An 11907-nucleotide genomic window follows, 5' to 3' on the forward strand; every position below is an offset into this window, starting at 1 on the left:
TACTTACATTAGGAAATCATCAGAAGATGGTCGCAGGTTCTGTTGCCATCCTGTTCGAGAATGGGAGCACCATAAACGACCGCGCCACCTCCGGATCCCGACACATCAGCCAGTCATCCCACTGTCCGCGCGGTACGATCACGATGCCGCGCTTCTCCTTCCCCGGCGCGTGCATGCGCTTCATCACCGGGTGGTGGTCGGCGTTCACCGTCAGCATGGTGAAGGTGAAGGCCCCGTCCGGCCAATCCCTCCAAAGTCCGGCTACCCCGAACGCCGGTTCGTCCTTCATCCAGATCCGGTACCGCACCGACTTGGGCCCGTGCTCGTAGTTGGGCTCGTAGAAGGCAGTCATCGGCACCAGGCAGACCTGGCCCTTCTTCCACGGCCCGGAGAAAGACGCCTTCGAGCCGACCGTCTCGGCCCGGGCGTTCATCGTGTCGTAATCCTTGAGCTTCGGCGGCGCGCCGGTGCGCTCTTCCTGTTCGGCGTTGCGCCGCTTGATCTCGGCGCGGGGGATCATACCGAAGCCGGCCAGCACGCAGTCGCGGCGGCCGGCCTGGTCGGCGCGCACGATCGGCGCCGGGTAGTCGCGCCAGGTCTCGGGCTTCCAGACCGACGCCGGCGGCTCGACGCCGAAGACGTCGCGCAGCAGCTGGGCCTGCACTGGGGCGTAGTTCGTGCACATCGGCGAATCCTCCCGATCGTTGGCGCAGCGTCTGGGCCGCGCATGCAAGTCTACCCGCCGCGGAGGCGTCGGGCCTCCCGCTCGGCCGCGCGCCTGGCTTCGCCGGCGGAAAGCGCCCGCTCTGGCTGCGGCCCGAAGTCGGAGGCCGGGCCAGGGTAATCGATCCTGCCCGCCTGGACGCAGGCTTCCCGGTTGAGGGCGGTCCGCAGGGCATGCCGGTAGGGCGCGATCGCCGTTTCGAGTGGGATCTCGGCCACCAGGAGCTGGTCGAGTTGGGTCGGCGACAGCATGTCGACCACGTCCTGGGCGCGCTGGGCGAGTGTCTGCAGCCGGGCGATCTCCCACAGCAGACGCTTGACCTCGGGGGTAGGGCAGCGCTCGTAGAGCGCGCGCAGTTCATCCCTGGTCAGCGCCGGCGGGAAACCGCGCGACCGGCCGCTACGCGTGGTCGGCATCGGCGTGCGCCGTGTCCGGGGTGACCGGCTCGGCCCGGTAGGCCATCCAATAGTGGTAGTAGCTCTTGTGGTGGCGGGAGAGCTTCCGCTCGAAGAAGATCCGGACGGTACCGAAGTTGCCGGCCTCGATGACCACCTCGGCATGCGTGCGGTTGTCACTGTCGGCGGGGCCGAGCGTCTGCCGCGCCACGTGCACGTAGTCGCCTGGGATGTACGCCAGGACGCCGTTTGCCGGATTGATGCTGGGCCCGCGCGAGTCGCTGTCGGACTTGTCGACCGGGCGGAGCTTGGGATTGCCCATGATGCGTCACCTGCTGAATACTGTATGGATATACAGTATAGCGAGGATACCCCGTCGGGTAGACTGTCGCCGGTAAACAACGATGGGCACGCCCAGAAAGTGCCTGCGTACCCTCTTCGTGGCATCGCTATTTTTTAGGGGCACGCTTAGGGGCATTGATGAATCTAGTTTTGATGAATCATCAATGAAATTAAATAGTTACGTCTGCTTTGTGATGCCCGCTCTGGGCACCACGTCATTGGCCGCTGCAGTCCGCAGTGGTTCACCATCCCAAGTAAATCAAGGATTTAGGCGCATTTTGCGTCCGTCGGTGTTCGCCGTCGAAGGTTGGCATCCGGCACTTTTGGGGCATTCTTAGGGGCATCGCTGATGCCCCCATTCCCGGTGCCCCTATCCGATGCCCCGTACCGTTGAGCCACTGACCGACACGAAGATCCGCAACGCCAAGCCGCGCGAGCGGCCCTATAAGCTGTTCGACGGGGGAGGCCTCTATGTCGAGGTCATGGCCGACGGGCGGAAACTCTGGCGCTTCAAGTACATCCGGCCGTCCGGCAGTGAGAGCCGGCTTGGCTTCGGGGCCTATCCTACGGTTTCCCTGGCCCAGGCGCGCGCGCAGCGCGAGGCGGCACGCGCCCAAGTGGCCGCGGGCCGTGATCCGGGTGTCGTCAAGGAAGAAGGGCGCCGGGCAGCCAAGATTGCTGCTGGCCATTCATTCGAGGCGGTGGCCCGCGGCTGGTTCGAGACGCAGAAGGAAAGCTGGACCGAGAGCCACGCCGCCCGGGTGATTGCCTCCATGGAAAGGGAGGTCTTTCCGGAGATCGGGGCCATGTCGGTCGCTGACATTCGGGCGCCTGCCATCTTGGAAGTGTTGCGCAAGGTCGAGGCGCGCGGCGTGCGCGAGACGACGAAGCGGCTGCTGCAGCGGATGCGCGGCGTCTTCCACTATGGAATCATCAACGGCGTGTGCGACCGTAATCCCGCGGCCGACATCGACAGCGTCTCGGCGCTGCGTTCGGCGCCCGTCCAACACCAGACCCGAATCCCGCTCGCCGAGCTGCCGCAGCTGCTGCGTGACATTGATACCTATCCGGGCGACCCGGTGACACGCCTGGCGATGCAGCTGATGACCCTCACGTTCGTCCGCACCAAGGAGCTGATCCAGGCGCGCTGGGAAGAGTTCGACGAGGACAAGGCGGAGTGGCGCATTCCCGCCGAGCGGATGAAGATGCGTGACCCTCATGTCGTGCCGCTGTCCACCCAGGCCCTGAGAGTGCTCGGCGAGCTGCGCGAGCTCACTGGCCGGCGCGAGTTCGTCTTCTTCAGCGCGCGCGGCCGTGGTGGCCATATCAGCAATAACACGATTCTCTATGCGCTGTACCGAATGGGATACCACTCGCGGATGACCGGGCACGGGTTCCGTGGGCTGGCTTCAACGGCACTGAATGAGCTGGGCTTTCGGCCCGACGTCATCGAGCGCCAGCTTGCTCACGTGGAGCGGAACAAGGTACGGGCAGCATACAACCATGCGCAGTACCTGCCCGAGCGCCGCCAGATGATGCAGGCATGGGCCGACCACCTGAAGCACGTATTATCGACAGCAACGGAAACTGCGCGAAAGGAAATCGCGAATGGCTGAAGGATTTGATGACAGCGACAAGATCCGCCGCAACCTTGTCGTCTTCTCGACGGCGATCCTTGTTGGGGCATTCCTGAGCGTGAAAATCGACGGCAACATGAAGCTGCTTGGCATTGCGGAGATAGCCAAGCCCGAACCGTGGAAAGTATGGTCGGTGCTCGCCTCTATGGTCCTGTATCAGATTATTCGATACAGATTCGACGGCGAGACTGGGCAGCTTTTCGCCCAGGCACGAGACTTCCTTCGTGGCGTGTCGGCTCCGCTTGTGGGAAAGTATCTGTGCCGGCGGCTGCATCGCGACATCCTACGAACCGGAACGAGTCCGGTTCTTGAATCAACCGTCTTGACGGATGCAATTCGCCACTTGAGTAGTCACCAAGTGCCCGGGCAACCCGATGGAAGCGAAGAATGGGTACTCGCTCCGCTTTCAATGACTGGAATGCATGAGGGCGGCGTGTGGCAAGGTAGGCATCATTTTTCCATTGGCATTGTTGCCGGTGATTCGACACGGGTGACCGCCACCTACGCAGACTACAACGCGCCGAAACACGTGCGTGTGCCGATTTCCGTACGAGCGGTCCTTCAGCTGGTCTTCTACTCGAAAGTTGGAATAGATCTTCTTTTCCCGTTCCTTGTGGGCTTTTCGGCACTCGGCGTGTGCTTTTGGAAGTTGGGCGCCGCGCTGCTCGTCGGGACCCCTTGAAGACCCACCCTGCGATGTCTTCATTTGGCCATGTCGCCTGCGATCTGCTGCATTACCTGTGTAGCGCGTATTTTCGTTTTACCCGTATTACGGCTATTGCGGGGTCCGTGAACGGCTCCGGCCGCTTCGTCTTCGCGATGTAGAGCGGGTGCTTCGGGCTGCCGTCCTGGTTCAGGCCAAGGTGGTATAGCAGGTTCCCGCGCCCACACATGCGCACGATCCGCAGCAGTTCAGCCGCCTGTGCCGGCGCAGCCTTGTGCGCGCCCCAGGCGCAGATCACCATCGCGCAACGGTCGATCGCGTCCATGACAGCGCACTCGTTGTGGTCCGGACGGTCGCCCAGCGGGGCCGGGTGCGTCAGCAACCCGTCCGGGTCGGTCGACCGCAACGGGAAGAGGTTGACCACTTCCAGGCGACCGTACTTGCCGGCGATCGCGCGCTGCAGGCAGCGGGAGATGGTCGGGTCGTCGACCTGGTGGTCGGCCGTCGACGGGTTGAGCATGATGAAGCCGAGCGCCGGCCGGCCGCTGTCCCACTCGCGCCAGAGGCGGTAGCGGTATTGCTCGCAGTCCGAGAGGATGGCGCCGGCCTCGCCGACGAGGGTCTGGGTGATCAGGCGCTTCATGGGGCCTCCGATTTGCGAACGAGACACGGGAAGAGGTCCGCCAGTCCTTCTGGGCTGCACACCGGAGTGCGCGGGCGCCGCAGGCTTACCGGCACGCCGGCCACCATGACAGTCTCCCAGTCGTCGAGAGACGGGGCAGTGCCGGGGTAACGTTCGACCTGCATGGCCGCGCGGGCCTGTCGAAACTCGTCCAGCGTCAGCTCACGCATTGGACCCTCCGAAACTCCACCACCCACACCCAGGGATTCGCCTCCCAGGCGCCGGCGCCATTGATCCTGTCCCACAGGTCCGCATAGACAACGCGCGGGTCGTGGTCGGCCGCGCCGAAGTACTGCTCGCCAGGATTGACCACGTACCGACCGCTTGCGGGAAGGATGTGCAAGCCTTCGGCAACCGCGTCCGCCTCACTGCAGTCGTTCAGCCGCTCGACGCGCACGCCGGTGATTTCCAGCATCAGCCGGCACAGCGCGCGCGGCATGTGGATGCTCGACTTCCAGGTAATCGCCTTGGCCGGCGGGATGTTCTCGAAGCCGGCCGGCACGCAGGCCGGGTAGTCTGCGAGGTAGACGGTCGGGCCCGGGTCCAGTGCGGCCGGCTGTGCCCACGTCTCGCGCACCCACAGGCGGTCGCCGGGCTGGCCGTACGGGCAGCCGAAGCGGGGAAGAATCTCCCCAATCAAGTAGTCCCGAGGCCCGCTCAATGACCGACCGCCGTACTGCACCACGCAGTCGTCACCGTCGCGCAATTCCGGCTGCAGCTTCACGATGCGCCGCGTCTGCGTCTTCCGGCCATCGAGGATGGCGCGAACCATGGCGCCGGAGAACAGAATGGGGCGTTCTTTCATGGCGTCACTCTCCGAAGAGCAGCGGCTGGACTGCGCCGTTCTGGTAGACAACGGGCAGGACGGTATCGGCGCGCGGCTCATCCCATCCCAGCCGTCAGGCCAGGTGCCTGCCTTGATCAGTTCGCGGATGCGCCGCTCTTCCTCCCGGTCGAGCATGTCGATCTCCGGGCGTCCGAGCGCGCGGGCAGCGGCGTTGCATTCCGCCTGAAGCTGCAGCACACGTTCCAGCCCCATCAGTCGTGCCTCGAATGTGAGCGGGCCCATGCGCTGCGGGTTCTTGGCTATCTCACCGCTTTTCAGGCGCTCCAGCCCCGCCTTCCGAATCCGGTGATGCGGCTCGCGCAGCTCGCGGTAGAGCGGCTTGAGGCCCTTGAGCGGCGCCAGGTGCGACCAGCGAGGGTTATGCAGCACCGTGTCGAGCGCTTTCTCTTCCTGGGCCAGGGGCAGCCTGTACAGCCGGTGCGCGCATTTATCTCTTCGGCCTCGTCACCGCCGTAGGCATCCGCGATGGGGCGCGTCGACCAGTCGCCGAACTCGGCGGCCGGCGCCCAATGCTTCAGCCATTCCCAGACGTGGCACACGCGCCAGTGCAGAATCGGCGCCAGCGTGGCGATGCGCCCGCGCAAGCCGCGCGCGTTCGGTAGCACCTGCTGATACCAGCCTTGCCCACATTCGGCGCCGTCCTTGCCGCAGGACATCTCGATCCGCCTGTCACGGATCGCGCTCTCGCCCTGGCGTACGCCGGTGATCATGAGGATGCTGCCATCGAGTTCGCCGACGCGCGCCCTCAGAGCCTCTTCCATGGGATCCACCTTGATCTGCCGCGTGCACCACCGCAGGGTGTTGTTGTTCGGCGGCGGGACGCCGCGGCCCAGGATGTAGACGAAGAATCGTTTGTCGAGCGGGGCGCGGACGACTCGCACGTCGATGCCGCGATCGCGCAGCTCGTCCATCATTTGTGCTGCTGCGATGGCGAGCGGCGGCAGCTCCATGCGAGTGTCCGCGTAGAAGACCGTCAGGGTCTCCGGGCGCTTGACACGGCCGGTGTCGAGCAGATAGGCCAGCAGCGTGAGCGCGGCACTCGAATCCTTGCCGCCTGACCAGGCGACACCCCAGTGCTTGTGATCGGGCCCGTAGGCATTGAGCGACTGGATCGTCAGCTCGATGCTCTCGGTCATCTGCAGCCGCTGGCCGCCGTCAAATATCGAGGTCTGGACGCTCATGCTAGGATGCCTCCAAAAAATGGAGGCGGGTGTGAAGGAAAGGTCTCGATGGCTTGCTGAAGCCTTCTTCTTGTTGGCTATGGGTGCTTTGGCCCTTGTGGCAGTCGGTGCTTTTCTGTGGTCTGTATGGCCCAAGGGTTGGCGAGGCGAAGGCGCCGCGGCATGGACGCAAGCTGTCGGAGCTATTGTTGGTATCGGCATTGCGATTTGGGTCCCGGCGAAGCAGGCTAGAGAAGCCCGCCAACAAGCGCAACGAGACAAGGCCGAAGCAATCCGGGCGATACGGGCGCTCGCGTGGCTCAGTGTCGGAGCTGCAGAAGATTGGTGGAGTAGTCTCCTTCAAGGACAGGACTGGTTTGACAAAGACGCATTCCAACGCGGGATGAAGGCCCTTGAGGGTGTTCCATTGCATAGCCTCCCGTCGCCAGCTGCAGTGAGAGCAGTGTCTGCATTGCGGAGTGTTCTGCCGAGACTCTTGGACGCAGTGAATCAAGCACGTAACACGTCGCTGGAGTCTGAGCGGAGAAGAAGGCAAGAGTTGAACGGCGAAGTAGATAGAATTGTGAAGGAGGCGTGCACTAGTCTCTATGAGCTCCAACGGCTGGCTGATGAAGTCGAGCATTCTTGCTAGACTGCGCGGACTGAGATCGGAATGGAGGTTGATTCTGTATGTCCGACAGTTGATCATCACACACCTCCCTCGTGCCGAGGGGCCAGCCGGCAGGGCTTCGCCCACATCTTTACCCGGCGCATCACCAGGCGGAAGTTCTTGCGACGCTGCCTAGCGTTCCCCGATGCGCGAGGATCGAGCCATTCGACATACTCCTTGGTGCTGCAGCACGGGCACGGAATGTCGCCGCCGCTGGTCAGGCCGCCGCCGGGCTCGTCGCAGCTGTCCAAGTCCCACAGTTCACCGTCGATGCACGTTGCGTCGGGATACGGTGCGCCGAAGTGCCTACCTTCGTATCCGCAGCTCATGCCGCACCTCCCTTGCGCTGGGCGGCCAGGGCGGCGTCGATGGCGGCGCGCGGATCGTCCTTGAACACCTCGCCTACGACGCGCTCATGCGGCCTTGCCTCATGGTGCTCGATCACGCGCCAGCCAATGTCGCCATCTCCTTGGCCGGTCGGCATGTCGAAGCAGCGGAGATCCCATGACTCGCGGGCCAGGGCGTCCAGTAGCACCGAATCGCGCGCCTCGCTGGGCTGGGCGGCGAGCAGGAAGCTGGCGACAACATCCACGGCTTTCAGGTCAAGCTCGCCCGGCTCACGATCAGGGCAGGGAACCCGAGATAGACCTCGACAAGCAACTTTGCGGCTTCGCAGCGAGCCTCATCGGTCAGCGCGGCCGGCGATGCGCTCGGCGCAGGGGTGCAATCGGGGCACGGCACGCCGCCTTCGTCGGGGGCGTAGTAGCTCGGGCCACCGATCATGCCGTTGCCGTGGCAGGTCTGGCAGGCGCTCGGCTCGCTCTTCTGCGTCGATGCGGCGGGCGCTCGCAGGCTGGCGCGCACCGTACCGTCACGCTCGCTATGCGTCTTTTGCGCCGCCACTGGCGCGGCGTAGAGCGGAGTCCAGTCGGTCGTGAAGGGCTTCTCGCAATACTCACGGCCGTCGACTCCTTCGCGCACCCACGCCACCGCCTCGCCCTGCGCCTGCGACTGAGGCTGCGAGAGGGCGGCGCGGACGCCGTCAGCAAAGCGGCCGAGCGCGGCGTCCCATGCGTTCGTGCCCGGCGCGGCGACCAGCAGGCCGCAGTCGCGCGCGAGGGTCCAGTCGGTGTCCCGGCACTGTGCCGGAATGGTCGATTCGGTCATGCTGCCTCCTGCGCAGGTACCCAGCCCTTGCCGGTGTGGCGGATCTTCCCGGCCTTGCGCATGGCCTGCAGGCGGCGGTCCAAAACGCGCCATCCGGGGATCTCGTGCCACCTCGACAGACCGCGCGCCTTGTTCTCCTCGTCCGCGATGCGCTCACACTCCTTCTTGACGTCCCGCTGGTAGATCGAGCCGAAGTCGATCGGGCTGCCAACGATGGCGGCGATGATCAGGGCGTCGAGCTTTTCGTACTTGGTCTTGGTGGTGGTCATGCTGCGTCTCGCATCCGTTTCAGAAGATCGGCCTCGGGCCCGAAGTTCACCCAGCGGCTGAGCGCCTGGAAGGGGCTCTTCGCCGCGGCCCGGTTGATCGCTGCCGCCAGCCGTTCCAGCTCGAGCACGCGCGCCGCGGTGAGGACCGCCGACTCGCGGCCGATGGCGAGCAGCTGCTGTGCTTCGTCACGCTGGCGCTCGGCGGTGGCCACGCGCTGGTGCAGGTCGTTGATCAGGGTCTGGTCCATGGTCATCCTCGCGCCAGCATGCAGAGGTCCGAGAAGCGCCGCAGGCTGGCCTCCCAGCCGCGTAGCTCGCCGGTGCCGACGATGCGCGTCGGCCGCTCGCGCAGCTCTTCCGGCGCTGGGATGAAGAACATCCGGGTCTTGCCGTCGACCATGCGGCGGACCTGGCCGGATTCGAACAGCTCGGCCAGCATCTCGCGTGCCTGGTCGGTCGGCCGCTTGAACAGGTGGCCGATCTGGGTGGGCGTGTAGCGCTTGCCGGCGTTCTCGCGCAGGTGCGTTAGCACGTTGGTGCGGGTGAAGTGGCGGGCGAGCTGCATCAGTGGCCTCCGCGCGTGGCCAGGATCTGCTGATCCAGCCATTGCTGGATCTCTTCCTCGACCCAACCGCTGGCGCGGCCCATCTTGATGGGCCCGGGGAAGGTGTGCGCCTTGATGCGGTCGTAGATGGCTGTCTTGCCCAGTCCGACCATCTGGCGGACTTCGGGCATACGGAGGATGCGGCGTTGTGGTTGGGTGCTCATGCGAAGTGCCTCCCGTGGAGCTCGTCCAGTTTCTCGACCTGGTCGCCGCTGAGCTTCGTCACCTCGCCAGCGTGCATGCGCGTGGCCAGCGATCGCACGAAGCTCTGTTCCGAGGTGTTCAGGTCGTCGGTGCCCAGCAGCCCTTCCAGCCGCTGAATCATGGTGGTGGTGCTGACCATCACGCCCGCCTCCCGCACGGTGCCGACCTGGTGGTCCTGGACCCAGAAGGGGGTGATCCCTCGGGCAGCCCCGTCGGCATGCTCTTGAGGCTCATGAACACCAACCGCGGTGTCGATCTCGCCGGCGTCAGCCAGGTCAGCCAGCCACCAGAAGAGCCGGTCGCGCTCGGCGCCGATCAGCACGTCCGCGCGGTCGAGCACCAGCAGGCGCAGGCCGGTGAGCTTGCCGATGGCGTAGGCGATCATGGCGTCCGCGCGCCACTGCTCGGATTCGGACAGCAGGGCATAGGCCGGCCGTCGCCGGCGGTGACGGTCATGTCACGCTCGATGCCGACGCGGAACCATTCCGACAGGTTCGCCGCGGCCGCCAACTGCTCGTTGATGGGGCCCAGGGCCTCGGCCAGCAGGTCGGCCGGGATGCCGCTGGGGCCCAGGGCCTCGGCCAGGGCGTCCCAGGCAACCACGTCGGCGTGGTGCTGGCCGGCCTTGCGGGTCAGTTCGGCGGCCTCGCCGGCGCGCTGCGCCGCGCGCGCGGCGGTCAGTTCTTCGCCGACGCCCTTGATGGCTTCCTGCAGGGTCTTCAGCTCGCTCTCGATCTTGCCGCGCAGCTCGGCGTCGTCGCCGGCGTCGGCCGCGGCGTCCTTGCGCAGCAGCTCGGCCTGATTGGCGGCCGCCGCTGCGGCGTCGCGCTCGGCGGTGCGGCTCTTCAGGGCGTTTTCCAGCACGGACAGGCTGCGCTCATACTCGGGCAGCCGGCCCGCGGCGTCCGGGTCGGCCTGGGCGGGCGCGCGCTGCGCCAGCTGGCCGGCCAGGTACTGCAGCAGGGCGCCGCATTCCGGGCAGGTGCACGACACGCCGGCCTGCTTGCCGCCAGCGGCGGCGCGCAGCGCTTCCACCTTGGGCTGGAAGGCATCGCGCTCAGCCAGGGCGCGCGCGACGGATTCTTCGGCCTTCGGCAACTGGTCGGCCTTGGCCACCAGCCCGGCGATCTTCTCGGCGCGCTGCCGGCGCTGCTGCTCGGCAGCGTCCATCTGGCCCAGCTGGCGCTGCAGATCGCCGGCGTCGCCGGTAGCCTCCGCGATCTCGGCTTCGAGCTCGGCGATCGCGGCTGCGGCATCCTGGGGCGCCGGGCCGCCGGCGGGGACCGGCGCGGTCCAGTCGGCCGCCTTCACGGCGCCGTAGTTCTCGTTCGTCAGCGCGCGCCAGGCGCCCTTGGCGGCGGTGGCCTTGGTCTGCGCTTCCTTGGCGGCCGCGTCGAAGCCGGCACGCACCAGCGGCAGGACGGCCTCGATCTTCTTCGCATCGCAGCCGCGGGCGGCCAGGCGCTCACGCACCATGTCGGTCCCCAGCTTCAGGCCCATCAGGTCGAAGAGGAACGCGCGGCGCGCCTTCTCGTCCAGACTGGCGAAGCGCTGGGCGTCCAGCACGTAGGCCAAGCGCGGGTCGTCGGGCAGCCCGTTCTTGGCCTTGCCGGAGGGCAGGGGCACGCTGTTGGCCTGGGGGCCGACCGAGACGACGATCGAGCCCGTCTCGGCGCCGTCGTGCAACAGCTGGCCGTAGTCCTTCTTCAGGCCGACGCGCACGCTCTCGCCGGCCAGCGCCAGGCGGACAGCCTCTTGAATCGAACTCTTGCCGGCGCCGTTCGGGCCGCAGATCAGCGAGACCGGCGTGGCCGGGATGATGTCGGCGGCCTGGATGCCCAGGAAGTTGCGGATGTGGATGGTGGTGATCTTCATGCTGTTGCCTCTGCGGTGATCAGGACCATGCGATTCCCAGCGGCGTCGGTGGCTGACACGTCGCCTCCTGCTTCGAGGGCCTCAAGGAGACGGGCAGCGCGGTTGTAGCCGATGCGAAGATGGCGCTGGACCAGGGAAATGGACGCGCTGCGGTGGCTGGCGACCAGCTCACGCGCCGCCGGAAGCAGCTCGTCGTCGGCGCCGTCGTAGGTGTTGACGTGACTGTGAGCCGCGCTGCCGTCGCCGAAGTCCAGTTCGCTGTCGCTCGGCGTCAGGCACAGGTCGATCTCGTCCTGCAGGAACTCGGCGACGCGCGCCACCTCGTCGCCGCTGGGCTTGAAACGAGACCGCGAAGGTCACGCCGACCTTGAAGCCGTCCTTGGGTTCGAGGGCGAACTTCTTCACGCGCACGCCGGTGAAGGTGCTGCCCACCATGTCCAGCCGGTAGCTCTCCAGCTCATGGGCGAAGGTGATGGGGCCCATGACCTTGTTGCGCACCGCGCCGTTCGACAGGAAGACGAAGGTGGCCAGCTGCTCGTCGAAGTAGCGCGTGATCATGACGTCGGCCGTCGCCTTCAGCTTCAGGTCAACCGCCAGCTCTTGCGCGTCCTCGGGGCCTTCCTTCCTGGTGTTCAGGTGCAGGATGGTCGCGTTGCCCATGAATTGG

Annotated in this window: 18 protein-coding genes; 2 read left to right on the top strand and 16 right to left on the bottom strand. The window is 65.9% G+C overall.

The window, feature by feature from the left end:
- Positions 1 to 19 precede the first annotated feature (19 nt).
- The 3 genes from BKK79_RS20120 to BKK79_RS20130 are packed head-to-tail and all read right to left on the bottom strand — an operon-like array spanning position 20 to position 1441.
- A complete protein-coding gene (locus BKK79_RS20120; RefSeq protein ID WP_071036667.1) occupies positions 20 to 685 on the bottom strand; it encodes an SOS response-associated peptidase in 666 nt (221 codons plus the stop codon).
- 50 nt (positions 686 to 735) lie between these two features.
- Entirely contained in the window at positions 736 to 1140 is a 405-nt protein-coding gene (locus BKK79_RS20125) for a hypothetical protein (RefSeq protein WP_071036669.1), read from the bottom strand.
- Positions 1124 to 1441, bottom strand: coding sequence for a hypothetical protein (locus BKK79_RS20130; RefSeq protein WP_071036670.1), 318 nt, complete (start codon positions 1439 to 1441; stop codon positions 1124 to 1126). The genes BKK79_RS20125 and BKK79_RS20130 overlap by 17 nt, the downstream gene beginning before the upstream one ends.
- Positions 1442 to 1838: 397 nt before the next feature.
- Between BKK79_RS20130 and BKK79_RS20135 the strand changes: the two genes are divergently transcribed.
- The gene (locus BKK79_RS20135) at positions 1839 to 3077 is read left to right on the top strand and encodes a tyrosine-type recombinase/integrase (RefSeq protein WP_071038305.1); all 1239 of its coding nucleotides are present in this window, start codon (positions 1839 to 1841) and stop codon (positions 3075 to 3077) included.
- Positions 3070 to 3780, top strand: coding sequence for a hypothetical protein (locus BKK79_RS20140; protein ID WP_071038306.1), 711 nt, complete (start codon positions 3070 to 3072; stop codon positions 3778 to 3780). The genes BKK79_RS20135 and BKK79_RS20140 overlap by 8 nt, the downstream gene beginning before the upstream one ends.
- Before the next feature lie 52 nt (positions 3781 to 3832).
- On the opposite strand, the gene BKK79_RS20145 is transcribed toward BKK79_RS20140, so the two are convergent.
- The 13 genes from BKK79_RS20145 to BKK79_RS41570 all read right to left on the bottom strand — a co-directional run bounded on the left by BKK79_RS20145 (position 3833) and on the right by BKK79_RS41570 (position 11900).
- Complete coding sequence (locus BKK79_RS20145; RefSeq protein ID WP_071038307.1) at positions 3833 to 4405, bottom strand: DUF1643 domain-containing protein; 573 nt, start codon at positions 4403 to 4405, stop codon at positions 3833 to 3835.
- Between the two features lie 196 nt (positions 4406 to 4601).
- Positions 4602 to 5660, bottom strand: a complete 1059-nt coding sequence (locus tag BKK79_RS42135) for a hypothetical protein (protein ID WP_335582907.1) — start codon at positions 5658 to 5660, stop codon at positions 4602 to 4604.
- A complete protein-coding gene (locus tag BKK79_RS20160; RefSeq protein ID WP_198173297.1) occupies positions 5546 to 6472 on the bottom strand; it encodes a phosphoadenosine phosphosulfate reductase domain-containing protein in 927 nt (308 codons plus the stop codon). Before BKK79_RS20160 ends, BKK79_RS42135 begins: the two co-directional genes overlap by 115 nt.
- Before the next feature lie 974 nt (positions 6473 to 7446).
- Positions 7447 to 7713, bottom strand: a complete 267-nt coding sequence (locus BKK79_RS20165; protein WP_071038359.1) for a hypothetical protein — start codon at positions 7711 to 7713, stop codon at positions 7447 to 7449.
- 5 nt (positions 7714 to 7718) lie between these two features.
- Positions 7719 to 8288, bottom strand: a complete 570-nt coding sequence (locus tag BKK79_RS20170; protein ID WP_071038360.1) for a hypothetical protein — start codon at positions 8286 to 8288, stop codon at positions 7719 to 7721.
- Complete coding sequence (locus BKK79_RS20175) at positions 8285 to 8557, bottom strand: hypothetical protein (RefSeq protein WP_071038312.1); 273 nt, start codon at positions 8555 to 8557, stop codon at positions 8285 to 8287. Before BKK79_RS20175 ends, BKK79_RS20170 begins: the two co-directional genes overlap by 4 nt.
- Complete coding sequence (locus tag BKK79_RS20180) at positions 8554 to 8805, bottom strand: hypothetical protein (protein ID WP_071038595.1); 252 nt, start codon at positions 8803 to 8805, stop codon at positions 8554 to 8556. Before BKK79_RS20180 ends, BKK79_RS20175 begins: the two co-directional genes overlap by 4 nt.
- A 2-nt stretch (positions 8806 to 8807) precedes the next feature.
- Positions 8808 to 9122 carry a hypothetical protein gene (locus BKK79_RS20185; RefSeq protein WP_071038314.1) on the bottom strand — a complete coding sequence of 105 codons (315 nt, stop codon included), beginning with the start codon at positions 9120 to 9122 and terminating at the stop codon, positions 8808 to 8810.
- The gene (locus BKK79_RS20190) at positions 9122 to 9325 is read right to left on the bottom strand and encodes a helix-turn-helix transcriptional regulator (protein ID WP_071038315.1); all 204 of its coding nucleotides are present in this window, start codon (positions 9323 to 9325) and stop codon (positions 9122 to 9124) included. The genes BKK79_RS20185 and BKK79_RS20190 overlap by 1 nt, the downstream gene beginning before the upstream one ends.
- Entirely contained in the window at positions 9322 to 9750 is a 429-nt protein-coding gene (locus BKK79_RS41565; RefSeq protein WP_232346235.1) for a hypothetical protein, read from the bottom strand. The genes BKK79_RS20190 and BKK79_RS41565 overlap by 4 nt, the downstream gene beginning before the upstream one ends.
- Positions 9747 to 11240 (bottom strand): AAA family ATPase, encoded by a 1494-nt coding sequence (locus tag BKK79_RS20200; protein ID WP_071038361.1) that lies wholly within the window; start codon positions 11238 to 11240, stop codon positions 9747 to 9749. Before BKK79_RS20200 ends, BKK79_RS41565 begins: the two co-directional genes overlap by 4 nt.
- Entirely contained in the window at positions 11237 to 11527 is a 291-nt protein-coding gene (locus BKK79_RS20205) for a DNA translocase FtsK (protein WP_232346329.1), read from the bottom strand. Before BKK79_RS20205 ends, BKK79_RS20200 begins: the two co-directional genes overlap by 4 nt.
- The gene (locus tag BKK79_RS41570) at positions 11409 to 11900 is read right to left on the bottom strand and encodes a hypothetical protein (protein ID WP_232346337.1); all 492 of its coding nucleotides are present in this window, start codon (positions 11898 to 11900) and stop codon (positions 11409 to 11411) included. Before BKK79_RS41570 ends, BKK79_RS20205 begins: the two co-directional genes overlap by 119 nt.
- Positions 11901 to 11907: the final 7 nt, after the last annotated feature.

Origin of the sequence: Cupriavidus sp. USMAA2-4 (genome assembly GCF_001854305.1) — a bacterium.
GTDB classification, from domain to species: domain Bacteria; phylum Pseudomonadota; class Gammaproteobacteria; order Burkholderiales; family Burkholderiaceae; genus Cupriavidus; species Cupriavidus malaysiensis.

Coding starts and splice junctions, on each gene's coding strand:
- BKK79_RS20130 (WP_071036670.1), bottom strand. CDS start 1,441: ATGGGCAATCCCAAGCTCCGCCCGGTCGACAAGTCCGACAGCGACTCG.
- BKK79_RS20170 (WP_071038360.1), bottom strand. CDS start 8,288: ATGACCGAATCGACCATTCCGGCACAGTGCCGGGACACCGACTGGACC.
- BKK79_RS20185 (WP_071038314.1), bottom strand. CDS start 9,122: ATGCAGCTCGCCCGCCACTTCACCCGCACCAACGTGCTAACGCACCTG.
- BKK79_RS20190 (WP_071038315.1), bottom strand. CDS start 9,325: ATGAGCACCCAACCACAACGCCGCATCCTCCGTATGCCCGAAGTCCGC.
- BKK79_RS41565 (WP_232346235.1), bottom strand. CDS start 9,750: ATGATCGCCTACGCCATCGGCAAGCTCACCGGCCTGCGCCTGCTGGTG.
- BKK79_RS20120 (WP_071036667.1), bottom strand. CDS start 685: ATGTGCACGAACTACGCCCCAGTGCAGGCCCAGCTGCTGCGCGACGTC.
- BKK79_RS41570 (WP_232346337.1), bottom strand. CDS start 11,900: ATGGGCAACGCGACCATCCTGCACCTGAACACCAGGAAGGAAGGCCCC.
- BKK79_RS20180 (WP_071038595.1), bottom strand. CDS start 8,805: ATGGACCAGACCCTGATCAACGACCTGCACCAGCGCGTGGCCACCGCC.
- BKK79_RS20200 (WP_071038361.1), bottom strand. CDS start 11,240: ATGAAGATCACCACCATCCACATCCGCAACTTCCTGGGCATCCAGGCC.
- BKK79_RS20135 (WP_071038305.1), top strand. CDS start 1,839: ATGCCCCGTACCGTTGAGCCACTGACCGACACGAAGATCCGCAACGCC.
- BKK79_RS20140 (WP_071038306.1), top strand. CDS start 3,070: ATGGCTGAAGGATTTGATGACAGCGACAAGATCCGCCGCAACCTTGTC.
- BKK79_RS20145 (WP_071038307.1), bottom strand. CDS start 4,405: ATGAAGCGCCTGATCACCCAGACCCTCGTCGGCGAGGCCGGCGCCATC.
- BKK79_RS20160 (WP_198173297.1), bottom strand. CDS start 6,472: ATGAGCGTCCAGACCTCGATATTTGACGGCGGCCAGCGGCTGCAGATG.
- BKK79_RS20125 (WP_071036669.1), bottom strand. CDS start 1,140: ATGCCGACCACGCGTAGCGGCCGGTCGCGCGGTTTCCCGCCGGCGCTG.
- BKK79_RS20175 (WP_071038312.1), bottom strand. CDS start 8,557: ATGACCACCACCAAGACCAAGTACGAAAAGCTCGACGCCCTGATCATC.